Genomic DNA, 23639 nt, shown 5'->3' on the forward strand with positions numbered 1-23639 from the left:
CTCCGCCTCCGTGCCATAGTCGCCCATGTCGCGTTTGCCCTCTGGTTACACCGTCAGGCCCGGTACCCCCGCCGACCTTCCGGGGGTGGCTGGGTTGCTGAGCGCCGCCCACCCCGAGCGGCCCGTCAGCCTGGAAACCTTGCAGCGCTGGGACGCGGGCCGCAGTTCAGAGGAGCCTTTTCAGCGCCTGCTGATAGAGTGCGGCGGGCGGCTGGTCGCCTTCAGCGAAACGGGTGTTCCCCGCGAAGAAGACCATCCCGGCTGGCTGAGCGTGGAGGTTGTGACCCTGCAGCCCCCCCTGGCTCCTGATCTGCTGGACATGGCCGGAGAGTACGCCCGCTCCCAGGGTGCCCATACCCTGATGACGACTTTGCATGAAGACTGGTGGGAGCGGCCCTTCTATGGGCAGCGCGGCTACCACGAACATGACCGCTTATGGCCCAGCAGCCTGAACATGACCGGTCTGGACATGGGCCGTTTCGGGGAAGCACTAATGCGGGCGACAGCTTTGGGCGTAACGCTGCGCCCGCTGAGCAGCTTCACGGCGCTGGCCGATTTCGGTGACGTAGAGGCCCTTCAGCGGCGGCTCTTCAGCTTGCAAAGCGCCATAGAACGGGACGTGCCCAGTGCCGTGCCGATGAGCGAGTGGACTTTTGAAACCTGGCAGCGGCACATGCTCCCGACAATTGTTCCCGGGGCCGAAGTGTGGCTGGCGGTGTCCCCGGAGGGCGACTGGGTGGCCATGACCGGCCCACTGCGTCCCATGCCCGAGCGCTCCGCTACGCTGCATAACGGCATCACCGGGGTACTGAGGCCCTGGCGCGGGCGTTCGCTGGCGCTAGTCCTGAAGCTGGCGGCGGTGCGCTGGGCGCTAAACCAGGGCTACCAGCACCTGCGCACCACCAACCATGCCCGTAACACGCCCATGCTGCGCATTAATGACCACCTGGGCTTCGTGCGCGAAACGGCGCGGCTGGTGCTTATTCGCGAATTGCAGTAGCCCGCACACCCCCGCACCACACCTCGGCCACCACATTCCCGCCCAGCACATACGCCACCTCGCGCCAGTCGGCTCCTTCCAGCACGCAAAAATCGGCCCGCTGTCCTTTGCTCAGGCTGCCCCGGTCAGTGAGTCCCAGCGCTGCAGCCGCGTTCACGGTGCAGGCGGTCAGGGCTTCGGCGGGAGTCAGACCGCACAGCCGTACGCCCAGGGCCAGGGCGAATTGTGTACTGAACAGCGGCGAGCTGCCGGGATTCAGGTCCGTGCCGATGGCGACCGCGGCCCCGGCGTCGATCAGTTTCCGGCCCGGTGCAGCGGGCAGGCCCAGGTGCAGGGTGACCCCCGGGAGGATGGTCGCCACCGTATCCGAAGCAGCCAGCGCGGCAATTTGCTCCGGGCCACTCGCCTCCAAGTGATCCACGCTCAGCGCACCCAGTTCGCAGGCCAGCTCGGTTCCACCAATCGCATGGAACTGGTCGGCGTGCAGCTTGGTGTGCAGGCCCGTACTCTGCGCCGCTTCCAGAAGGGCGCGGGTTTCTTCTACCGTAAAGGCTTCTTTCTCAGTAAAGACATCCACCGCGTTCGCCAATCCCATTTCGGCGGCCTGTGGAATCAGGTGGCGGCACACCTCCTGCACGTATTCGGCGCGGCCCGTTTCAGGCGGCACATGAATCAGCAAAGTAGGGCTCAGATCGAACTCGCGGCGCAGTTCGCGCACGGCCCGTAGCATTCGCAGTTCGGCTTCCGGGTCCAGCCCATACCCACTTTTCACCTCTATCGTCGTCGCTCCGGAGCAGCGCAGCGCTGCCAGTCGGGGCCGGGCCAGGGCGACCAGCTCGTCCACAGTCGCGGCAGCCGTGGCCCGCATCGTAGAGCGAATACCTCCGCCACGGGCCAGGATTTCCTCATAGGTGGCCCCGCTCAATTTGGCGTCCCAGTCGGCCAGGCGGTCTCCGGCCCAGACCGCGTGGGTGTGGGGGTCCACCAGCCCTGGCACCACCGCTCGCCCGCCCAGGCTGATGGTTTGCTCGGCCTGGGGCGCGTCCGCCGCCTGGCCGGTCCAGGCGATGACGCCATCACGCACCAGCAGCGCGGCGTTCTCTGTCACGCTCAGCCCTCTCATTGCTGCGCCACGCTGAAGGCCGCTGGCGGGCGTAGCCAGCTGGGAGATATCGGTAAAAAGCGTCTCGGTCATGCCTCTCCTTCCCACACGGCGCAGAGCGTTTCCATGATCAGCCGTGCCATCAGCAGTTCACTGCGCCCGGATGGATCCAGGTTCGGGGCCAGTTCCACCAGATCCAGCCCCACGATATGGTTTCGCCGGGCCGTGGCCGCCATCAACGCCGCTCCCTGCGCGTAGCTGAGGCCATCAGGTTCTGGGCTGCTGGTCCCTGGAATCACCGCCGGATCAAAGCCGTCCACGTCGATACTGAGATACACGTTCTGCCCCATAGGCAAGCCTTCAAGGACGCCGATAAAATCCGCATCTACCTCGCGCATTTCGGTCAGGGTGTGTCCCCGCGCCCGCGCGGCTGCGACTGCTTCGGGGTCGAAGCGCAGGCCGCGCAGGCCAATGGTGCTGATATGAAACAGGTTGGGCAGCGCCTCGGCGGCCCGGCGAAAAGGACTGGAATTGCTCCAGCGCGTATCGTTACGGACATCGGTAAAGTCCAGGTGGGCGTCGAGCTGAACGACATGCAGAGCCTCCACATCGTCAAAGGCCTGCAGCAGTGGATAACTCACAGAGTGATCACCACCCAGAAAGACGGGCAGCCGACATCTGGACCGGACCTGCCGCGCCGCCTCGGTAATACGGTCATGCGCCAGTTCCGGCTCCAGGCTGGGCAGCACCACATCGCCTGCATCGGCAAAGGTGACTCCTGCCAGCCGGGTGATGCCGTCCAGTCCGGTAAAGGGCGGCACGCTGCGCAAGCTGGCTTCCCGCAGCGCCCGCGGCGCAAAGCGCGCCCCAGGCCGGAAGCCCAGCGCGATGTCAAAGGGAATCCCCAACGCGGCCACATCAGCGTGCCAGTCGCCGCTGGGGTCAACCAGTGGGGCGCGGGCAAAGGTAGGAATGCCGCCGTAGGGGAGATGGGTGGGGTGGGTCATGCTTGCTCCATTCTTGAATGACCAGACGGTCCAGAGGGCCAAACCAGACTGACCTGACCACCAGCAGCGCGCCGAACAGGGCAGAGTGCCAGACGCTGCCACCAGTCTGGGCCATGGCTTCAGGTTAGGCGTCCGCCGCCCGGCGCTCCAGTTCCTTACGCAAAATGGTGATCTGCCCCTGATGGCGCAACTCGTCTTCCATCACATGAAACCAGCACCAGTGATGGTTGGTCGGAACACCAAACAGATCCAGTTCAGGTGGCAAGCCAGCGCTGAGCCAGTCGTCATCACGCTGGCTCAGTTCTGCCAGGGTTTGGGCGCGGACCTGCGCCATTCGCGCCAGATAAAAGTCCAGTTCCTGGCCCTGGAAAGCGGCGCGGCCCGCCTCGCCCAGGACGTTTTCCGGACGGTCAAATCCATCGGTCCGTCCGTCAAAGGTCAGACGGCCATAGCCGTGTTCGGTTCCGGCAAAATGCGCCAGCAGCATCCCGATGGTGTTTCCGCCGGGCAGCACCTGGGTGTCCAGCTCTGCGGTGCTCAGGCCGTTGACGGCGTGCAGGGTGTTGGTCCGGACATATTCCAGGCTGTGGACCAGGAGGGAGATCTGAGGGCTGAACCCCTCCAGATTACCCGGCTGGAAGTGGTCGCTGTAGGAGAGGGGCAGCGCCTTCATTTCCGGTTCTCGATCCCCAGACTCGGCAGGTCGATGCCGCGCTCCTTCGCCGTTTCGATGGCGTGTGCGTAGCCGGCGTCGGCGTGGCGAATCACGCCCATGCCGGGGTCATTGGTCAGGCAGCGGCTGAGGCGCTCGGCGGCTTCCTCGCTGCCGTCGGCCAGGGCCACCAGGCCGGAGTGCTGCGAGAAGCCCAGGCCTACGCCACCACCGTGGTGAAAGCTCATCCAGGCTGCGCCAGAGGCGATGCCGACGCCGAAGTTCAGCAGCGGCCAGTCGCTCACCGCGTCGCTGCCGTCCTGCATGGCTTCCGTCTCGCGGTAGGGGCTGGCGACACTGCCAGCGTCCAGATGGTCGCGCCCGATCACGATGGGGGCCTTCAGGCGGCCATCCCGCACCATGTCGTTAAAGAGTTTCGCGGCTTTGTCGCGCTCCTTGTAGCCCAGCCAGCAGATCCGGGCGGGCAAGCCCTGAAAAGCGATCTGCTCGGCGGCGTAGGTCAGCCAACTCTGCAGGCGCTCATCTTCCGGGAACAGCTCCAACAGCGCCCGGTCGGTAGCGTAGATGTCTTCCGGGTCGCCTGACAGCGCCACCCAGCGAAACGGTCCACGTCCCTCGCAGAAGGAATCGCGAATAAAGGCGGGGACAAAGCCAGGGTAGTCAAAAGCGTTTTCCACCCCTGCCTCGAAGGCCCGCTGGCGCAGGTTATTGCCGTAGTCGAAGGCCACCGCGCCGCGCCGCTGCAGCTCCAGAATGGCGCGGACATGTGTCGCCATCGCAGCATAGGCCCGCTCACGGTACTCCTGTGGCGCATCCTGGCGCAGCCGGCCGGCGTCCTCGTCGGGGCGCACCGGGGGGATATACCCCCACATCGGGTCGTGGGCGCTGGTCTGGTCGGTGATCAGGTCAGGCGTCCAGTTCATTTCTGCCAATTGCGGCACCAGTTCGGCCGCGTTGCCCAGCACGCCGATGGAGCGGGCCACGCCCTCGGCCTTGTACTGCTCGGCCTTTTTGATGGCGTCCGCCAGGCTGTCCGCCACCTCGTCCAGGTAGCGGGTGTCCAGCCGCTTCTGGGTGCGGGTGGGGTCCACCTCGATGCAGATGGCGACCCCGCCGGCCAGCTTGACCGCCAGCGGCTGCGCCCCGCCCATGCCACCCAGGCCCGCCGTCACCGTGACGGTGCCCTTCAGCGAACCGCCGAAGTGCTTCTTGGCCGCGCCTGCGAACGTCTCGTAGGTCCCCTGCAAGATGCCCTGCGTGCCGATATAGATCCAGCTCCCCGCCGTCATCTGGCCGTACATCATCAGGCCAGCCTGATCCAGGCGGTCGAATTCTTCCCAGGTGGCCCAGTGCGGCACCAGGTTGGAGTTGGCAATCAGCACGCGGGGGGCGTGCAGGAAGGTGCGGAACACCGCCACCGGCTTGCCGCTCTGGACCAGCAGGGTTTCGTCGTTTTCCAGGCGGTCCAGCGTCTCCACGATGCGGTCGAAGGCTTCCCAGTTGCGGGCGGCCTTGCCGCGTCCGCCGTACACCACCAACGCTTCAGGGTGTTCGGCCACTTCGGGGTCAAGGTTATTCATCAGCATCCGCTTGGCGGCTTCCTGAATCCAGCCTTTGGCCGTCTTGTTGGGGCCGCGTGGGGCACGAATGACACGGGGTTCGGTCTGGGTCACGTTGGGTTCCTCCTTGAGTGAGGTTGAATTGAATGTTGTCCCCATGCTGCCGCGCCCTGGCTCAAGCCGCAACGGGACTTTCCGCCATACCCGGAAATATTCTAAGCTCTTGCCATGTCCCGGCCGCTGCAGACCGTCATGAGCGCCGTGCGCGTTTTGGAAGCATTTGACGCTGACCGGACCGAGTGGCGGCTGAGTGAGCTGGCCGAATTTCTGGACCTGCCGACCAGCACGCTGCACGAAACGCTAGAGACGTTAAGCGTGACTGGCCTGCTCCAGAAAACTGGGCGGGGCCGATATGCATTGGGCTGGCGCTTGCTGAAGCTGTCCAGCGCGTTGTATTCGTCGCTCCCCTGGTATGGCCCTGCCCACGACACCATGAACGCCCTGGCACGCGGGACCCGGCGGCTGGCTTTTTTGGCAGTGCTGGACCAGAGCGGGCCCCAGCCACAAGTGCTGTGCATTGCCCGCAGTGTGCAGGGCCGTGAGGGTGACGAGGTCGAAGGCGAAACACGTTTTCAGCTGCCGGCCCATGCCAGTGCCAGCGGCAAGTTGCTGTTCGCGCTGCATGGCTTACCCTTGCCGAACCACCCGCCGCGCTACACCGCCTACACCTCGCCGTCCCCCTGGGACCAAGAAGCCGCGGCCATCCGCGCTGCTGATCTGGCGGTCACCCAGGACGAGTGGTCACTGGGAACGTCCAGTCTGGCGGTGCCAGTACGCGGTCTGGGTGGTGAGGCCCTGTGTGCCCTGGGCCTGAGTCTGCCCACCGACCAGTTGCGCGGGCGAGAATTGCTGGAGCGGCGACTGCGGCGTGCAACTCACGATCTGGGCTGGGAACTGGGGGGCAGATGAGGCTGATGCATAAAGTCCCCTTTAGTTGCCCAGCGCGGGCCAGACTTGCCCAGCGGCGCATAGTGGAGCCATGAGCCAGCAAGACACCCAGAAAGCCCCGGAAGGCTATGGTCCGCTGATTGAGCGCCGCTACTGGATAGAGTTTCAGCGCCCACAGAAATCGGCGCAGGAAATCATGGCCTACATTCAGCGCCACATTGAAGAATTTAGCCCCAAGGCCCTGGCGAACTTCCAGAAAGAAGAAGGGTCAGAGTACACGCTGCGCCCCGGCGACGAGTTTCACATCACCATTCTCGGTCCCTGGAACGGTGATGTACGTGTGCTGGAAGTGGGCGAGCTCCACTTCAAAATGGAAACCCTCGAAGGCCACCCGGAAGCGGGCGAAATCACCTTCTCGATTGAACCAGCAGAGCATTTTGAGGATGCCCTGCACTTCGAGATTCGTTCGCTGGCCCGCTCGCGTGACGGGGTGGTGGCCGTGACCTACGACCGGCTGGGCGTGGGCAAGAAGGCGCAGGAGATGACCTGGGTCAAGTTCTGTGAGCGCGTCTGTGAGTTCGGTGGCGGCGAGGCGATCGGTGAGGTGCAGGTCCGTACCCTCTACGAAGACGACCTGGACGCCCGCACCAAGGCCGAGGCGCAGGCGCAGTGAGGGCACGTTTCCTCCCCAGGCGCACTCCGCAGGAGCAGCGCGAATGGTTGTATGAACGCCAGAAGTACCGCCTGGACCAGTATGTGGACGTGGGGCCGAACTTTGACCCCACCCGCCTGAGCGAGTACACCAGTGCCACCGGCTGGCATGTGGACGACTACGAACAGGACCTGATGCCCGAAAGCCCTGGTGCGCCCTGGCCGGAAGGCTCCTTTCACGCCGCTCAGCAGGTGTTACGGAACTACAGTTTCCCGCCGCCAGATTTGATTACCGGCATCTTTACGCCCGACACGCCCCTGGAAGAGCGGGTGATGGTGCTGCGGGGCCGATTCCTGCTGTTCACCTTCTGGTTCGGGGTCAAGGTGACGGGCGTGGTGGACGAGCAGCGCCAGCGCCCGGACGGCCTGACTGAGCAGGTCTGGGGCTACTCATACCAGACCCTGGAGGGTCATTACGAACAGGGTCAGATTGATTTCACGGTTCATAAGGTGCTGGAAACCGGCCAGGTCACGTTCCGTATTCACGCCGTGTCACGCACTGGGCACATCTCCAATCTGATTTACCGCATTGGCTTTAGGGTGTTCGGGCGCTACTTGCAGCGGCGCTTCGCGTTTCAGTCCATGCGCCGCCTCAAAGAGCAGGTGGGGGAGATGCTGCGAACAGGTGCCCTGGCTCCGGCTCCCAGCGAGACACCGCCACACCGTCCAGCGGAGGGCGAATTGCCGGATGAGGTGCAGGATCAGCTAACGGAACAAGGCCACGGGGAGAAAGGGGGCTGAATGAAAGAGGCAGCCGACCCCAATCCGCCGCTGGTCACCGGGCGGCTGCGCCTGGAGCCTCAGCGGGCGGAACACACGCCCCTGATGATGCGGGTGCTGGCCGACCCCCGGACGCACACCTACTTGCCCAGCGACCCTCCTGAAGATGAAGCGGCGCTGCGTGAGCGCTACGCCCGGCTGGAATCGCGCCGCTCACCGGACGGCAGCGAACTGTGGCTGAACTGGGTGGTGTTTCAGAGCACCCAGGCCATCGGCACAGTGCAGGCCACGGTCCAGCCAGAGCGCGCCCAAGCAGAGGTGGCCTACGTGTTTCACCCGGGCAACTGGGGCCAGGGCTACGCGGCGGAAGCGGTGCAGGCCCTGCTAGATTTCCTATGTACGGAGCTGGAAGTTAAGCAGTTCCGGGCCACCACCGACACCCGCAACCTTGCTTCTCAGCGCTTGCTGGAGCGCCTGGGCTTCACGCAGGTTTCGGAGATCCGGGGCGCGGACAAATTTAAAGGGACAGTTAGCGATGAGTACATTTACGAGCGGGGATGCGGCGAATGATTCCTCAGCGGTACAGCAAAGCCCAGGCCCCGACGCCAGCGCAGGCCGCCGCTACGGGCCGCAGACCGCGCTGACCACCCACGATCAGGCTCAGGCCGACCGCGCCCAGGGCCAGCATCCGGCTGGATTTCACCCGCTGACGCGAGATGGGCTGCTCTTCGATATCGTTCAGCGTCTCTATCTCATTGACCCGCAGGCTGGCTGGGGCAGTGCTCAGCGCCGCCAGGGCCAGCAATCCACTCAGGGGGGTGGTCCCCTCCTGTGGCTTGAGCAGGGTGGGCATCACCACGGCGGCCAGGGCGGCTACGCCAGTCCAGGGGGAACCCGGTCCCAGTCCGTCTTCACGGGTATGGGAAACCAGCAGCGCCGTGCCAGGGAGCAGCGCGGCGGCTTGTTGGCCCACAGCACTCAGGCCCAGCGCTCCGGCGGCCAGGGCAGTTTGTTCGGGCTGGGTCGGGGCCACGCCCACGGTGGCGCTCAGCAGACGCAGGCTCCCCACCGCAGCAAAAGCGGCCGCCAGCTCTTCCAGCGCTGCCAGGTCGGATTCGCTGCCGCCAGCTGCCAGTCCAGTCAGCAATTCGGCAGCCAGGGCCAATGCAGCGCTCTCGGCGTGGTCAGGGTCCAGTTCGCGGGCGCCAGCCCAGGCGGCAAAAGCTCCGGCCCCGCAGCGTACTGCGTCGGCCCAACTCTGCCCAGTCAGGCGGGCCAGGACCAACCCGGCCACCGCGCCGCCAGCCGCCAGCTGATTCGACGGATAGCTCAAGTCAAGGTTGCGGGCCAGGGCCAAGGTGGGTGTATCCATGTGCTGAATCTATCGCTGCCCTGTGGTCCGGCCAGCCGTAATTCAGCATCACCGCAACGCTAGATGAGAAAGGCGGCGCATCACTGCTTACTCAGGCTGGAGCCGCAGCACCTGAGTCTGGCCCCAGTCCGCAGGGTCCATGCTCATGGGGAGGTACTCACCCGCCGCCCACCCAGCCTGCTGGTCGCGGGCGTAACGGGACAGCGGATTCCCACTCTGGCCCAACGTACCGGTAAAGAGGCTGGCGTCAGGGTCGGCCAGGTCAATCAGCTGGCGGTAGCTGGCAGCAGCAGTGAAGTTCAGCGTGCCGTCTTCACGGCTGGGGCGGGCCACGTTCACAGTGTCACTGCCGCCGGGAGCGGCCACCGACGTATTGAAGATGGGGGCCAGGCGCTCCACCTCACCGAAAGCCCCATGGGCACTGAGGGCCTGATGGATTCGCCCATAAAAGGGCGCCTGCTCGGCCTGCTCTGCGGCGTATTCCAGGGTCTGAGCCAGCACTTCGTCGCAGCCCCCTTCCCCACCGACCGCGCACAGTGGGCCGTCGGTTCGGAGTGCCTCAGCGACGGCGCGGGTGCTCAGCGTTTGCCCCCATTCGTCCTGCCCCATATCTTTCAGCCCACGCAGCCACCACTCGAAGAGGGTTGCGGCCTGCGAATCGGTCGCCAGCACGCCGTCCCACGCGGCCAGCCTATCCAGCGCCGCCTCGGCGCGGTCACTTAGGCGGCTGCGGAGGGCCCCCAGCAGATCAGCGCGCAGGTCCTGCCAGGGACCACTGAAGGTGTCGTTCTGCACTTGGGCCATGTCGGCCAGATTGAGGGGGGCTTTTTCATTCAGGAGTTCGGTGATCCGCCTGGCCCGGTAGGGGTCGGCCCAGCCACGGTCATTGTTCAGCAGATGAGGATAGCCCTGCGGCACCGAGCGGTTGTTGGCGGTCACCACCATGCCGTCGGCGGGGTTGTAGGTCTGCGGGAGTTCCTCAAACGGAATCCAGCCGTTCCAGCGGTGTTCTCCATCGGCCTGGACGGGCAGCGTTCCGTCCCAGCCCTGCCGCAGCGGCACCCGTCCCGGCGCAATGTAGCCGATGTTGCCGCTCGTGTCCGCGTAGACGAAGCTCTGGCTGGGCGCGACATAGGCGCGCATGGCCTCCCGGAACCCATTCCAGTCTTGGGCATAGTTGATCCCTAAAAAGGCGTCCAGCGTGGTGTCGCCCGGCATCAGCGTGGGCCAGCTCAGGGCCAGCCGGGGCGCGTCGGCGGCGTCGCCCAGCTTGGATACGACCGGGCCGTACTCGCTTTCTTCGACATTCAGGCGCACATCTTCTCCGCCCTTGACCCGGATCACCTCCTCGCGGACCGTCACGTCGGCGTTTGGTGGCAGCACGAACAGGCCCTGTACATCCGGATTGTGGTTGGTCACCCCCCAGGCCACCTGCCGATTGCGTCCGATCACCACGGCAGGCAATCCCGGAATGGTGGCCCCGATGGTGCTGAGCCCGTCGCCTTTCAGCTCTGCCAGATACCACAGCATCGGGTTACGCAGTTGCAGGTGCGGGTCGTCGGCCAGGAGGGGCAGGCCCGATTCGGTGTGCTGGCCCGATACCACCCAGTTGTTGCTGCCTTTGCTCGGCTCGGCAGCCATGCCCAGCTCGCGGGCGGCGGCCAGGTGCTGCCGGAGCTGCGACAAGTGCCCGTTCAGGTCGCCCGCTGGGCAGGCATCCCCAGGCGCGCTGGCATCTTCGCCTGTTACCGGCAACTCGTCGGCACTCAGGATGGTTACCCCATCTGACGGATAGGGCGGGGACGATTCGGTCAGTGCTCTGGACCCACCCTTGTGACAAAGGTTCCAGTTGTCCAGCTCCTGCTCCCAGTTGCCGCCCAGGTCGAAGGACATCAGTTTGCTCCAGGCCACTGAATCCACGTCGGTCCAGGGTTCAGGCTCATAGCCCAGAATCAGAAATTCAGGTGCCGTTTTCCCCTGGGCAAAGCCGGCATTGACTCCCGCGGTATAGGCAGCGATCAGGCGACGGGAGCGTTCAGACAAAGCGGGCAGCGCCGTCTGGGCAGCCTGCTGAAAGCCCCAGGTGCGCAGAAATCTATCCTGCTCCAGCGCCGCTTCTCCCAGCACCTCGGCCAGTCGTCCCTGCGCGATGCGCCGCTGAAAGTCCAGCTGCCAGGCGCGGTCCTGGGCATGGACCAGGCCCAGCGCATAGACCGCGTCCTCGTCCGTCTGTGCGGCAATGTGGGGAATGCCGTGCTGATCCCGTGTGACGGTCACTTCGCCGCCTAGCCCGGCAGCTGAGAGGGTACCACTCAGCTGCGGTAAGGTCTGACTGCGCAAATAAAGTGCTCCGGCCACCAGCGCCAGCACAGCAATGAGCAGCAGTCCGGCGGCCACTTTCAGCAGGTTTTTCAGCATGGTCCAGTCTAGAGCACCTGCCCCAGACGACCCCGGCGCGATTCAACTTGCGCCGGGGAAGAGGCGGCTGTGGTCAGCCGATCAGAGGGACTGGACCCAGGCGTGGATGTTGGCGACGTCGGCGTCAGAGAGCTGGGCCTCGGAGAAGCGGGGCATGGTGGGGGCGAGTTCACGGCCATCGGGGGTGACGCCTTCGCGCAGGGTCTGGGTGAAGCCGGTAAGGTCCCAGCCATTGGCATTTTCGGTCATGGCTGGACCGATGCCGCCTTGTCCCTGGGCACCGTGACAACCACCACAGGAGCCGGCAAAGATTTCCTGGCCAGCGGCGGCGTCACCCTGGGCTGAACTTTCGGTAGCCCCAGCGGCAGGAGTGGCTTCTTCGGATGTCCCCTCTTCCGCTGCTTCCGGTGTGCCGCTTTCATTTTCAGCCGCGCCTTCGGCCTTGTCCGTCGTCACTGCACTATCCGTCGTGGCAGGAGTCCCGGTAGCGCTAGAGGTATCTGCGCCTCCAGTACCTGAGCTTTCGCTGCCCTCAGCCCCTCCTTCTTCAGTGCCCTCGGCGGGCGTATCGGTGCTGATGGGTTGGTCACTCGCTTCGACAGGCTGGCTTTGCTGACCTGCGCCCACTTCGCCTTCGACGGGGTTGGTGATGGGCATGTTGCCTGCGCCCAGTCCCTCGCTAGAAGGGGTCCGTACCTGGGTCAGCCCGATGGCTGCGGCCAGGACAGCAGTGACAAATGCAGCGCCAATGGCTTCTGGATATTTCATGGTGGTTTCCTCCAGTGGATGGGGCGGTCCGTTCCCGGCTGAACCGGGCTGGCCGCTCTGGCCCGACTATACTGCGCGTTCCACGTCCATTTCTGCCCCAGGCTTGAGCGGATTCTGGCGTTTCAGGCAGGGCCGATCGTCTGCTGCAGCGCTTCAATCAGCTGCTGGACTTCCTGTGGGGTCGTGTAGTGCAGCAGTGAGGCCCGCACCACGCCCCCCTGTTCTTCGAGACCCAGTGCCCTAATCAGCCGAGTAGCGTAAAAATGACCGTGCCGAACGGCGATCTGCTCCTCCTCAAGCGCCTCTACGATGGACGGTGAGCTGCGGCCCTCCACCACAAAACTGACGGTGCCGACCCGTTCCGCGGCCTGGTGCCTGGGTGGTCCAATCATCCGCACCGCCGGATGATTGTTCAGAACATCCAGCAGTGCCCCGGTCAGGGCAGCCTCATGCTCTGCGATGGCGTGAAAGGCCGTGTCTAGCTCCTGCCCAGCCGCGGCTCCCAGTCGCCCACCTAGCTCGGTCAGGTAATCGTTGATCCCAGGCAGGGAGGCGGTCAGCTCATAGTTCAGATTGCCGGGTTGCAGTTTGTAGGGGAGATCATCGGCTGTAATAAAAAAGTGATTGAGGTTGCTCAGCTCCAGCAGCAGTTCCTCACGTCCATACAACAGTGAACAGTGCGGCCCGAACACCTTGTAATACGAAAAGAGGTAGTAGTCCACGCCTAGGTCCTGCACATCCACCCGGCGGTGCGGAGCGTAGGCCACGCCGTCTACCAAGAGCTTTGCCCCAGCCTGGTGGACGCGGTCAGCGATCTCACGAATGGGCTGAATGCCGCCCAGCACGTTAGATGTATGGGTGCAGCATACCAGCCGGGTGCGCGCAGACAGCAGCGCGTCCAGCCCTTCCAGTTCGAGTTGCTGCGTCTCAGGGTTGATCTGCCAGAAACGAATCTGCACGCCGAACCGCTCCAGCCGTGTCCAGGCCCCCACGTTGGCCTCGTGGTCCACGTTGGTCAGGATAATTTCGTCACCCGCCCTGAGCCCTGGCGCCATCGCCTGCGCCAGATTGCTGATCAGCTGGGTGGTGCTGCTACCTAGCACGATTTCCCGGGGATCAGCGGCCCCGATCAGATGTGCGGCAGCCTGCACACCCGCTTGTACTCGCGCCGCCGCTCCCTGCGAGCGTGGATAGCTGGCTCCCAGCTGCACATTGGTTTCGAGCAGATAGTCGCGTACCCGGTCGGCCACCCGCCGCAGGGTTTGCGACCCGCCCGCATTGTCAAGTAAGGCCCAGGGCGAGTTCAGACCAGGGAATTGTTCCCGAATCCAGGGAAGATGGGGCTCTAGCACGCCAAGAGAAGAGGTCATGTCTGTTCACCATACTCCGCCACAATGAGGCTTAGTTTTATACAGCGAATTACAAAATAGGAGAAGCTTAACCCCTGATCCTTCCCCCTATACTCAGCCATGCTTGCCTTCTCACGCCCACCAGCCTTCCAAACCGTTCCAATCACGCCCACCCCTGACAGTTTTCTCCTCTGCTTTTCTCCAGACGGCCAGCATTTTCTTTCACCCACACCCGCAGGCTGGCCCCAATTAGGGGAGATGCCACACATCACAGCAGCTCTTGGCCTGGGCAAATGGCAAGGGAAGAGTTACGCCGCCGCCTACAGTTCACAGGCAATTGGCCCAGAGCAAACCACCACCTTGCGCGAACTGGCCAGCCGAAGTCCAGAGGACGCAGCCCTGGCTGGCTACGCTGCACAAATCCTGGACTTTCATCAAAGCCACCGCTTTTGCGGACGCTGCGCCTCGCCTACTCAGGCTCTGAACCACGAGCAGGCTCGCCGTTGCCCCCAGTGTGGCCTGACCAGTTACCCACGCGTCGCGCCCGCCGTCATGGTCCTGATCTGGCGGGGCAAAGGAACCCAGCGTGAATTTCTACTGGCCCGCGGTCCCCGCCACAGGCCTGGTCTCTACTCGGTGATTGCCGGCTTCGTTGAACCCAGCGAAACCCTGGAAGACTGCTGTCACCGTGAGGCCCTGGAGGAACTGGGGGTGACCATCCGTGACCCTCAGTACGTCCTTTCCCAGCCCTGGCCACTGCCTCACTCGCTGATGGTTGCCTTTACTGCCGAATATGTCGGCGGCGACATCGTGCCACAGCCCGGCGAAATTGAAGCTGCACAGTGGTTCCCTGCACACGACTTACCAGAGATTCCGCCTGCTTACAGCTGTGCTTACCAATTGATTCAACGGGGCGTCCAGCAAGCCCAGCCATAGAGCTGATCCGGAAAACAGAGTGAGCTGCTCAAGAGTGTCCGCATCTACTCGCTCCCCTACGAAGCTGTACCAGGCTGTCCCTGAAAATCATGCCTACACCTGCGTCACCGCGATTTTCAGGGGCAGCCTCTAAGCTCAAGCGCGATCAGCGAGATGATTAACACCGTTTCAGACAGCCTGAAAATTCTTTGCTCACAGAATGGACGAGAAGACCCCTCCAAAGCTCTCTGAGGGGTAGAGGGTGGGGGAATTTATGGTCAAGGTCCTTCAACTTAAGCGAACCGAATTGTAACCGGGTGGCAGCTTATTTTCCTGTACTCAGAAATCTTCTTCCCTAAGTCCACTTAGGGGTGAAGGATTCTACCTTATCCATCAGATCACTCAGGTAAGCTCGAGCTATGACTGCTACGCCCAGCTTTCCTTTAACGGACCGCTTCACTCAGGCCCTGCTCCTGGCGGCCCGCTGGCATCATGGGCACTTCCGCGACACCACAGCGGACCTTCCAGCTTCACTGCCCTATCTGAGCCAATTGCTGGCCACTGCAGCAATAGCCCTTGATCATGGGGCCAGCGAGGACGAAGCGATTGCTGCACTCCTCCACAGTGCTCCGACAGACGGACCCCAACAGAGCAAACAAAATCAGGAAGCCCTGCGCGGCGAGATGCTGAACCAGTTTGGCCTGAGGGTGACCGTGCTGGTTGATGATCTAACAGGCATGCGTCAGGCCACTGCTCTGCGGCAGATCAACAGCCTGAGTGCATCTTCGCTCCTGATGGTTGCTGCTGATCACCTGGCGCACAACCGATATCTGCTGAGCGAACTCCTTCAGCTCCCAGCAGAGCAGCGCCAAGACTACTTTGCACACTTGGGCAGTGCTGCGCTGGCCACACTGAGGCATCAGCAAGCAGTGGCCGACCAACTGGCCGCGTCCCCCGCAGTCAGCGAACGCCCCCGCCTGATCAGTTTGTTACAGCAGCTGAGCCAAAGCGTGGATGCACTGGCACTGGCCTGCGGCATTGATCCTGAGCAGCTGCGCGAAGGCCCGCCTTTCAATCTCTAAGCCAACTCTTTCTCAGCGGAGCTTGCCCAGCTCCCGCAAGGCCGCGGCCAATTGGGGGTCTTCACCCGTACGGACCCACGCTGCATCGTCACGCGGGGCAGGCACATCCGGCTGCACCCGCGAACCCAGCACCTGACCGCTTTGCGACTGTATCTGGGCAGCAGTCACCCACAGCGCCGAGCCATCATCCAACAGGATCAGATGTGATGATGTATCCGCCAGGCCTGCGGTGGTTTCCCCCAGCACCACCGTTTCAGGGCGAACCAGCAAGTCACGGGTCATGAACTCCGCACCACTGGCCGAGTCGGTATCAACCAGCACCGCCAGGGGGCCAGTGAAACGCTGAGGTTTGAATACCCGCGTTCCTGTGCCGGTTTCCGCCTGCCCCCCGGTCAGGTACCGTCCTCTGTCATAGCTGTACAGTTCTGTAGAAATGCGGGTGACTTCCCGCAGTGGCGCCGGCTGGGTCAGTGCCCCCGTCGCCAGCATGGTCTCTGTCACCAGACCACCAGGGTTGCCGCGCAAGTCAAGAACGGCCCGTGTGGCCCCCAGCAACTCGGCACGGCGCAGCGTGTTATGGACATCCTGAGCCACCCCTATGCTGTCAAAGGTTCTCAGCCGGATCAGCGCTGTCCGGTCATCCAGCATGTCCAGACTGACGGGTGGCGTCTCGACCAGTGTTCCCGCCAACGACGCCGTACGGACCCTTCCATGCCGCTCAAAGGTCAGCTCTGCCGTCCGGGCACTACGGGCCGCCGCAAACAATTTGGCCATCCCCCATTCACCGTCCAAGGGCAGTTGCCCTAGATGAGTCATCAGGTCCCCAGGTCGCAACCCGGCCAGGTCTGCAGGAGTGCCGGGGAGGACCTCGGTAATCACAGCCCCCCACCCTTCCAGCCGTCGCCACCACATCCCGAATGAACGTGTCGTGTCTCCACCAACCGTCAGTGCAGACATGTAGTCCATCTCTTGTGGGGTAAGGAAATAGGTGTGGTCGTCCTCCAACGCCAGCAACATCTGATTGACTAGGCCATAAGCAGCCTCGGAGTGGCAAACTGTTTCAGCTGCACACACCCGCCGCAGCTGCGGCAAAAAGCGTTCGCGTAATTCCTGAGCACGAAGCTGCGAGGGACCGTTGTAGTTCAGGGCCAGTTCGTAAATCACCTCATCGAACAGGCCCTGGGCTGTGACAAGCTCGGTGTCGGCTCCCTCAGCCGTGCCAGATGCAGCGCTAGCCAGCGGACACAGCACCAGCAAGGCACTGAGCACCAAGGTTCGGCTCCAACCCTTTTGACGCGCAGAAAATACAATTTTCATTTGGACACCTCAAAGGCACCAACCGGCAGATCAGGAAGAAAACGACGCTCCAGGACTTCGGCACGGCCGTGTACTTTTAGGCCGTCATCACTTTCCCGGAGATAGGTCAGGACCTGGGCCTGGGCTAACCCAGTGGCCCCTCCCCCACGTACGTCCCCGTAATAGGTGACGTAGTGCAGATCTTCTTCAGTACCGCCCCGCTCAGCCAACACCCGGTAAGACTGCGGATCCAGCAAATACTGCACCTTACCGGCCTTCCAGCTGATTTCTAGCACTGGACCACGTAAGCCCAGCGGCTGACCCTGCGCCCAGGTCTGCTCTCCGAGGCTGCGGACGCGGTAGCCAGCGCTGTCTGCCAGCGCCAGTGCCACTATGCCGCCCCGCAGGGCCGCCTGCATTTGGGCAGCGTCACGGCGGGGCAAGGGAACCGTACCACCTTGCGGGGTGAACAGGACCGCCCTGTCCGGACCAACGACAAAACGGTTGTTCAGACGCTGCTCTGAAGATTCCTCTAGCTGAAAGCGCTGTCCCGCCAAGTCGGCCCATAGATCATGTTCAAAGCCAAGCACCACCCGGTCTCCAGCCTCATTCAGCAGTTGGTGGCGCAGTCGCTCATGCAAGTAACGTGGTGAGTTCGGCACCTGATTGGCCTGACGGACCAGCGCCAGCAAGGTATTGGGTGCTGGAGTGCTCAGAAGCAGCTGCACCGAGGCAGGCTGCGCCGGAAACTGAGCAGCTACCGGAGAACCAGCGCCCAACAGTAAAAAGACGCCGCAGCCCAGGGCGGCCCCACGAGACAAGCAGCAAAGTGAGTTCACCCCATCAGCATACGCGTTTGACCCGCGCTACAGGGGTCAATCGGTGGGGAGGCCGAACACGACTCGCAACCGAGTGAGGCCCAGACTGAGCAGCGGGCGGCGACCTTCAAGCCAGGCCAGCGGACCAGGAGAACCAAAGCTCCAGCGGACCCTGGCCCGGCGTGGTCGGCCCTGGATCTGGCAGCGGCTCAGCCCTACCTGTTGATCCAAGAACTGCGCCAGCGTCAGCGGGACACGCAGAGCAGGTGGTCCCACCCGTCCTACACGGGCCAGCAGAGAAACATGCAGTGAGCCACTTCCCAGGTCGGTGATCACATAACCAGGGGCCGTACGGCGGGTAAAGGCGCCCAAGCGCTTAGGCACGGCCCACAGCTCACGTCCACCTGCCGCCGCTGGCACACTGCTGACCCAGATTTGACCTACGGTCACGTGTAAGCGTCCATTCAGACGAACCGGGCAGGCCACCAGCAGTTCTTCATATTCCAGATCACTGCCAGGACCATAGTGCAGGGCACCCACAACGGCCAGGGTATACCCACCCAGCCCCAGCAGACGTGCGCCAGGTGGCAAATGCGCGAACAGGGCCGAAGGCAGGGAGCCGACCGATACGATAAAGACCGACCCTACCGCACTGCCCTGAAGTTGCCAGGGTGCGGGTGGATAGGGCCAGGAAGCAACCGGTTCCAGGGACACAGGTTTAGTGTGCGTTGCGGCGGAGCGGGAGCAGATGCAGCAGCGCCACTACGGAAAAGCCCACCAGCAAGCCGAACAAACCTGAACCCACCGTGCCGACCAGCCATTCCACGAAAGTGTGGGCAGCAGGGACGGCGTGAGCCGCACTCACCGCAACGTCATGGATCAGATGTTCCAGTTCGGGGAAGCCCAGCTTGGCCAGACCGTCTACGATGATGTGCCCACCCACCCAGAGCATGGCCGCTGTGCCGATGACCGAGAGTGCGTTGAGGACATAAGGCATGGCCTTGACCATGCCACGGCCCAATGCGGCACTGCCGGGGCGACCACTCTGGGCCAGCTTGAGGCCGACATCGTCCATCTTGACGATCAAGGCCACCACGCCGTACACCAGGGCAGTGATGGCCAGTGCCACCACAATCAGAATCAGCGCGCGGGAGACCAGTGGCTGGTCGGCGACTTCGGCAAGGGCAATGGCCATAATCTCTGCGGACAGGATCAGGTCGGTACGGATAGCGCCGCCCACCATTTTCTGCTCATGCTCCTCGCTGCTGAGATCGGCCAGGTCTTCTGCGGCCGACTCGGTATGGTGCCCGCCCGAGAAAGCTTCGTAGACCTTCTCTGCCCCTTCAAAGGCCAGATAGGTTCCGCCGGCCATCAGCACGTAGGTAATGGCGGAGGGCAAAAATTCGCTCAGGAGCAAAACAGCTGGCAGGATAAAGACCAGCTTGTTACGCAGCGACCCTTTCGCGATCTTGGCAATAATCGGCAGCTCGCGGGCTGGAGACAGACCCGTAACATAACGGGGCGTCACTGCGGCGTCGTCCACGACCACTCCAATGGTCTTCGTGCCCGCCCGGCCAGCGGCAGCGGCAATATCGTCTACGGACGCTGCGGCAGCACGTGCGATCACCGCAATATCATCCAGCAGGGCAACCAGACCGCCGCTCATCGGGCACTCCAGGGATAGGGAGAGGGCACATCTAACATCGGCTTAGCTTAGCAGTTCGGTATGCGGGCGCGGTTTAGGAAAGGCATGGGGAATGGGAGGGAATCACTTGATTTTGTTATTCGCATAGTAAATCAAGCTGCGGAGACAAAATTGTCTCCTCTTTTTCAACAATTCAAGCGGTCAGAAAGTTCTTCACCTCGCCCAGTCCGCCGGTGTTGCGCAGAACCTCGCCGCGCTCGCGGTCAATTAGGGCGGGGGTGCTCTGCACACCGTACTGCTCCGTCAGTGCACCGAATTCGGTGGCGTTCTGCTCACGGTGAACGGTCACGATCTGGCTGTCGAACTGGCCCTTGAGGGGCCTGGCCAGCATCAGCTTGAGGCGTTCGCAGTTGGGGCAGTTGTCCTGGGTCAGCAGCACGAAGCGGGTCTGATCGGTGAGGTTTGCAGAGGTTGTTTCAGTCATGGGCCAGGGCCTCCAGGTGGGCGGGGCGAGCGGGGTCTTTGCGGGTCACGCGGCGGGGTTCGGGCCAGATGTCGTCGAGGTCGTCTTCGGTCAGGGCTTCCACGGCAATCTTGGCGTAGGAGTTGCCCTTGGCACTGAAAAAATCGTGGGTGGTGCCCTTGGCCTTGATGCCGTTGCGGACGATGGGGTTGATTTCCTCGTCCTCGAAGGAGCGCTTCACCCCGAGGTTGTCGGCCAGCACGTTGCAGTTATAGCGGATGAACTTCTTCACCTCGTCCACCAGTCCCACGTCGGCGTACAGCATCTCGGTGTAGGCCAGCTCGTTGCGGTACAGCTGCATCAGGGTGTCCTCGTACCAGGCCAGGGCATACGCCTGCTCGGCCTCGTTCATCTCCGCGAACTTCTCCTGGGCCAGCAGCGCCACGTACACCCCGTGCACCGCCTCGTCCATGATGATGAGGTTGAAAATTTCGCCGGCCGACACCATCCGTCCCTGCCCCGCCAGGTAGAGGGGATAGAAGAACCCCGAGTAGAACAGCGCCGTTTCCAACATGCACGACACCACCATCTTCTTCCACAGGCCCACCCTTGACACGTCCGGGTCGTTATAGATGGCCATGATGATGCTGATTTTGTTCTGCAGCTGCGGCTGGGTCCGGACCCACTCGAACACCTCGCGCTCCTCGGAGGTGGTCAGGAAGGTCTTATTCATCAGGGAGTAGCTTTTGGCGTGGATGTCCTCCATCATGCCCTGGAACTGGATGGTGGCCTTGCGGATGTGGCCGTCCACCAGGTGCCGCAGCGCCGGCATACCGACTTCGCCCTGCAGGGTGTCCAGCGCGTTCAGCCCCGCCGAGGCGTGGATGTAGGTCCAGCGCTCGGCCTCGCTGAGCGACTTCCAGACGATGGCGTCGTTGCTCAGCGGAATCTCTTCGGGGAACCACAGCTGCGAGGTGTACTTCTCGTAGAAGGTGGCGCTGAAGCCGTCCTCGGGCTCGGACCAGTTGGTGGCGGAAAAGGGGTCGGTGTGGGGGTGCATGAGGCTCCTTTGCAGGGCGTGGGGGCGGAAATGGATTGAAGCGGAGCGTGCAGGAGGCTGAACGTCTGAGGGGGTGGGGGCGGCCCTTCCTTCCGGCCCCCCGACCTTCAGACACGCAGCGTTACACGGCGCAGGTCAGGCATTCCTCGATGGTGGTCTTGCGCATTCGGGTGTAGTAGAGGGTCTTGACGCCCTTGAGGTACGCCTGGATGTAGTAGCGTTGCAGGTCGCGGGTGCTGGAGTTCCCGGGCACGAACAGCGTGCAGCTGATGCCCTGGTCCACATGGCGCTGGGCCGTGGCGACCGTGTCCAGCACGCGGTTCATATCCATGTCGTAGGCTTCTTCGTAGTACCACTCGGTGTCCACGTTCAGGTGCGGCATCGGGTAGATGGTGCGGGCCTTGTTGGAGGTGCGCGTCTCGACCTTTTCGGTAATCGGCATGATGCTGGCCGAGGCGTGCGACACGTAGGAAATGGAGCCGGTCGGCGCAACCGCCATGACGAAGGAGTGGGCCAGGCCGTGCTGCTGGATATCGCGGACCAGCTGCGCCCAGTCTTCCCGCGTCGGCAGGGTGTGCCCCTCGAACAGCGCGGCCACCTCGGCGGTCTTGGGAGTGAAGTCCTTGGCCAGATACTGCTCGAAGTAGGAGCCGTCGGCGTAGCGGCTGCCCTCGAAGCCACCGAACACGAAACCGGTGTCACGGGCGATTTCCATGCTGGCTTTGCGGGCGTGGTAGTGAACCGCCGCAAAAAAGGTGTCCACGAAGTCCAGCGCCTCTTCCGAGCCGTAAATCAGTTCGTTCTTCGCCAGGAACGAGTGCAGACCCATCGCGCCCAGGCCGATGGAGCGCATCTCGTCGTTGGCACGCTTGACGGCCGGCACCTCGGTGACGGAGGTGGAGCGGGCCACGTCGTCCAGCATACGGATGGCGGCGCCCACCACGCGGCCCATGTCGCCGCTTTTCATGGTCTGCTCGATCACCAGGCTGGACAGGTTGCAGCTCACGTCCAGGCCGATGGTGTCCTTGTGCTCCTCACCGTAGGGGTGGAAGTAGCTGGGGCGGGTGGGCTGCAGGATTTCCGAGCAGAGGTTGCTCATCAGAATCTTGCCCACGTTGGGAATGGGGTTGGCGCGGTTGGCGTTGCCCTCGAACAGCAGGTAGGGGTAACCGCTCTCGCCCTGGGTGATGGCGATGTCCTCGAAGACCCGCCGCGCAGAGACGCGCTTCTTGCGGATACGGGGGTTGTCGGCCAGCGCCTGATACTCGCTGTTCCAGTCGATAGAGGTGAACTCGCGGCCGGTTTCCTGCTCGATGGAGTAGGGGTAGAACTGGTAGATGTCCTCGCCGGAACGCACCTTCTGCATGAAGATGTCGGGGATGGTGGCGCCCACGCTGAGGGTCTTGAGACGCGAGTCCTCGTCGGAAGCGATTTTCTTGGCGCTCAGCACGTCCATGAAGTCGGCGTGCATCACGCTGAGGTAGATGGCGCCCGCGCCGGGACGCTGCCCGGCCTGGTCGGCGTAGCGCAACATGTTGTCCAGCATCTTGGCGACACCCATCACGCCCTTGGTCACGTTCTGGATACCGCGCAGGCTCTCGCCACGGGCACGCAGGTTGCTCACCTCTACCCCGATACCGCCGCCGCCCTTGCTCAGTTCGGCCACGAAGCTGAGGGTCTTGGTAATCGAGTTGAGGTTGTCGGTGCAGTCCTGGAGCAGAAAGCAGCTGACCAGGCGGCCGGTGTTGGCCTTGCCGGAGTTCATCAGGGTGGGGGTGGCCGGGGTAAAGGTCTGGTTGACGAGGTGATGCACCAGTTCCAGCGCCTCTTCCACCGTGCTGCTGCGGGCCAGCGCGGTAATGCTCATGCGGTCCTCGTAGCGTTCCAGCCAGCGCGAGCGGTCGGGGGTCATGGTGGCGTACTCGGAATAGAACTTATAGGCACCCATGAACGACTTGAAGCGGAACTTGTAGCCGTAGGCGCGGTTGAAGACCTGCTGCACCTCGTCGTAGCTGTAGCGCTCGAACAGGCTGGCGTCCCAGACCCCGTTTTCGGTCATGTAACGGATTTTTTCCTTCAGGTCGTGGAAAAAGACCGTGTTGGGGTTGACCTTCTCCTGAAAATAAACCTGCAGGGCGTCGGTATCAAAAGTGGTGTTGATTTCGGTGCCCGCAAGCACCTTGTTGTTCAGTTCTATCCAGCGTTCCATATTCTTTGCCTCATTCCCGGACGAGTTCTGGCCGTCCATTCCCCGCAGCGCTGGCCTTGCCCGCGCCGCACTGATGTACTGAAATCTCAGTCCGCCGCGTGGCTGACGTACGCTCCCAGCCAGTCGGCCACGGCCTGCACGTCAGCAGCGTTCCCCGATTTATTGACCCGCGCCACGTAAGGCACGCCGTACTGCGCCGCGATCATGTCCCCTGCCCGCCCGAAGCTGTCGCCCCAGTGAAAGCTACCGCTGCTGACCACTCCGCGCATCAGCGCCCCATGCTGGCCCAGAAAGGAGGCGGTGCTGTCCGGCACGGCCCCGCTCCCGAAGGTATAGGTCAGCAGCAAGTAGGGTTGGTGGGGGTCAGCGTCAGCCAGAGCCACCGCCTCCAGCCCCGTCAGTCCCGCGACCTTGCAGGCGAAGCGGCGGGTGTTGCCGGTCATGGAATCGAAGATCAGTTGCATAGCGATGACTCCCCTGTCTCGGCACACCGCACCCTTCCCGACCAAGCCAGAGTCTTGGAC

The 23639-nt window shown here is 63.1% G+C and carries 23 protein-coding genes; 7 read left to right on the forward strand and 16 right to left on the reverse strand.

Annotated elements, in window-relative coordinates; all coding sequences use genetic code 11:
- The first annotated feature begins 25 nt into the window (after positions 1–25).
- Positions 26–1000, forward strand: a complete 975-nt coding sequence (locus LMT64_RS11245; protein WP_126352831.1) for a GNAT family N-acetyltransferase — start codon at positions 26–28, stop codon at positions 998–1000.
- Here LMT64_RS11245 and hutI read toward each other — a convergent pair.
- From hutI to hutU, 4 genes are all read right to left on the reverse strand, one after another.
- Complete coding sequence (gene hutI, locus LMT64_RS11250) at positions 981–2195, reverse strand: imidazolonepropionase (RefSeq protein WP_126352832.1); 1215 nt, start codon at positions 2193–2195, stop codon at positions 981–983. The two genes, LMT64_RS11245 and hutI, sit on opposite strands and share 20 nt — an antisense overlap.
- Positions 2192–3109 carry an arginase family protein gene (locus LMT64_RS11255; protein ID WP_126352833.1) on the reverse strand — a complete coding sequence of 306 codons (918 nt, stop codon included), beginning with the start codon at positions 3107–3109 and terminating at the stop codon, positions 2192–2194. Before LMT64_RS11255 ends, hutI begins: the two co-directional genes overlap by 4 nt.
- Positions 3110–3233: 124 nt before the next feature.
- Positions 3234–3782, reverse strand: a complete 549-nt coding sequence (locus LMT64_RS11260) for a DinB family protein (protein WP_126352834.1) — start codon at positions 3780–3782, stop codon at positions 3234–3236.
- Positions 3779–5455, reverse strand: coding sequence for a urocanate hydratase (hutU, locus tag LMT64_RS11265; protein WP_126352835.1), 1677 nt, complete (start codon positions 5453–5455; stop codon positions 3779–3781). The genes LMT64_RS11260 and hutU overlap by 4 nt, the downstream gene beginning before the upstream one ends.
- A 114-nt stretch (positions 5456–5569) precedes the next feature.
- Here hutU and LMT64_RS11270 point away from each other — a divergent pair, with 114 nt between their 5' ends.
- From LMT64_RS11270 to LMT64_RS11285, 4 genes are all read left to right on the forward strand, one after another.
- On the forward strand, positions 5570–6310 hold the full coding sequence (locus tag LMT64_RS11270) for an IclR family transcriptional regulator (RefSeq protein ID WP_229253499.1): 741 nt from the start codon (positions 5570–5572) through the stop codon (positions 6308–6310).
- 70 nt (positions 6311–6380) lie between these two features.
- The gene (locus LMT64_RS11275; RefSeq protein ID WP_126352837.1) at positions 6381–6962 is read left to right on the forward strand and encodes a DUF1990 family protein; all 582 of its coding nucleotides are present in this window, start codon (positions 6381–6383) and stop codon (positions 6960–6962) included.
- On the forward strand, positions 6959–7741 hold the full coding sequence (locus tag LMT64_RS11280; protein WP_126352838.1) for a DUF1990 domain-containing protein: 783 nt from the start codon (positions 6959–6961) through the stop codon (positions 7739–7741). Before LMT64_RS11275 ends, LMT64_RS11280 begins: the two co-directional genes overlap by 4 nt.
- Positions 7742–8290 (forward strand): GNAT family N-acetyltransferase, encoded by a 549-nt coding sequence (locus LMT64_RS11285; RefSeq protein WP_126352839.1) that lies wholly within the window; start codon positions 7742–7744, stop codon positions 8288–8290. It begins immediately after the preceding gene.
- Positions 8291–8294: 4 nt separating this feature from the next.
- Here LMT64_RS11285 and LMT64_RS11290 read toward each other — a convergent pair whose 3' ends face one another.
- The 4 genes from LMT64_RS11290 to LMT64_RS11305 all read right to left on the reverse strand — a co-directional run bounded on the left by LMT64_RS11290 (position 8295) and on the right by LMT64_RS11305 (position 13648).
- Positions 8295–9092 (reverse strand): hypothetical protein, encoded by a 798-nt coding sequence (locus LMT64_RS11290; RefSeq protein WP_126352840.1) that lies wholly within the window; start codon positions 9090–9092, stop codon positions 8295–8297.
- Positions 9093–9179: 87 nt separating this feature from the next.
- On the reverse strand, positions 9180–11510 hold the full coding sequence (locus LMT64_RS11295; protein WP_229253500.1) for a penicillin acylase family protein: 2331 nt from the start codon (positions 11508–11510) through the stop codon (positions 9180–9182).
- Positions 11511–11591: 81 nt separating this feature from the next.
- The gene (locus LMT64_RS11300; RefSeq protein WP_126352842.1) at positions 11592–12278 is read right to left on the reverse strand and encodes a c-type cytochrome; all 687 of its coding nucleotides are present in this window, start codon (positions 12276–12278) and stop codon (positions 11592–11594) included.
- A 122-nt stretch (positions 12279–12400) separates the two neighbouring features.
- Entirely contained in the window at positions 12401–13648 is a 1248-nt protein-coding gene (locus LMT64_RS11305; RefSeq protein WP_126352843.1) for a cysteine desulfurase-like protein, read from the reverse strand.
- A 237-nt stretch (positions 13649–13885) separates the two neighbouring features.
- On the opposite strand from LMT64_RS11305, the gene nudC reads away from it, so the two are divergent.
- Both nudC and LMT64_RS11315 read left to right on the forward strand, forming a co-directional pair.
- Positions 13886–14563, forward strand: coding sequence for an NAD(+) diphosphatase (gene nudC, locus LMT64_RS11310; protein ID WP_229253501.1), 678 nt, complete (start codon positions 13886–13888; stop codon positions 14561–14563).
- Between the two features lie 398 nt (positions 14564–14961).
- Complete coding sequence (locus LMT64_RS11315) at positions 14962–15624, forward strand: HD domain-containing protein (protein ID WP_126352845.1); 663 nt, start codon at positions 14962–14964, stop codon at positions 15622–15624.
- A 12-nt stretch (positions 15625–15636) separates the two neighbouring features.
- Here LMT64_RS11315 and LMT64_RS11320 read toward each other — a convergent pair whose 3' ends face one another.
- From LMT64_RS11320 to nrdI, 8 genes are all read right to left on the reverse strand, one after another.
- Complete coding sequence (locus tag LMT64_RS11320) at positions 15637–16941, reverse strand: S41 family peptidase (protein WP_229253502.1); 1305 nt, start codon at positions 16939–16941, stop codon at positions 15637–15639.
- Positions 16938–17648, reverse strand: a complete 711-nt coding sequence (locus LMT64_RS11325) for a hypothetical protein (RefSeq protein WP_148103228.1) — start codon at positions 17646–17648, stop codon at positions 16938–16940. The genes LMT64_RS11320 and LMT64_RS11325 overlap by 4 nt, the downstream gene beginning before the upstream one ends.
- 147 nt (positions 17649–17795) lie before the next feature.
- Positions 17796–18452, reverse strand: a complete 657-nt coding sequence (locus tag LMT64_RS11330; protein ID WP_170166042.1) for an acetoacetate decarboxylase family protein — start codon at positions 18450–18452, stop codon at positions 17796–17798.
- A 4-nt stretch (positions 18453–18456) separates the two neighbouring features.
- Positions 18457–19404 (reverse strand): DUF808 domain-containing protein, encoded by a 948-nt coding sequence (locus LMT64_RS11335; protein ID WP_126352849.1) that lies wholly within the window; start codon positions 19402–19404, stop codon positions 18457–18459.
- Between the two features lie 172 nt (positions 19405–19576).
- Positions 19577–19867: a thioredoxin fold domain-containing protein gene (locus LMT64_RS11340; RefSeq protein ID WP_126352850.1), complete on the reverse strand. Its 291-nt coding sequence runs from the start codon at positions 19865–19867 to the stop codon at positions 19577–19579.
- On the reverse strand, positions 19860–20906 hold the full coding sequence (gene nrdF / locus LMT64_RS11345; protein WP_126352851.1) for a class 1b ribonucleoside-diphosphate reductase subunit beta: 1047 nt from the start codon (positions 20904–20906) through the stop codon (positions 19860–19862). The genes LMT64_RS11340 and nrdF overlap by 8 nt, the downstream gene beginning before the upstream one ends.
- 121 nt (positions 20907–21027) lie before the next feature.
- Entirely contained in the window at positions 21028–23115 is a 2088-nt protein-coding gene (gene nrdE / locus LMT64_RS11350) for a class 1b ribonucleoside-diphosphate reductase subunit alpha (RefSeq protein WP_126352852.1), read from the reverse strand.
- Between the two features lie 86 nt (positions 23116–23201).
- Positions 23202–23579: a class Ib ribonucleoside-diphosphate reductase assembly flavoprotein NrdI gene (nrdI, locus tag LMT64_RS11355; RefSeq protein ID WP_126352853.1), complete on the reverse strand. Its 378-nt coding sequence runs from the start codon at positions 23577–23579 to the stop codon at positions 23202–23204.
- Positions 23580–23639 lie beyond the last annotated feature (60 nt).

Origin of the sequence: Deinococcus radiophilus (assembly GCF_020889625.1) — a bacterium.
Lineage (GTDB): Bacteria > Deinococcota > Deinococci > Deinococcales > Deinococcaceae > Deinococcus > Deinococcus radiophilus.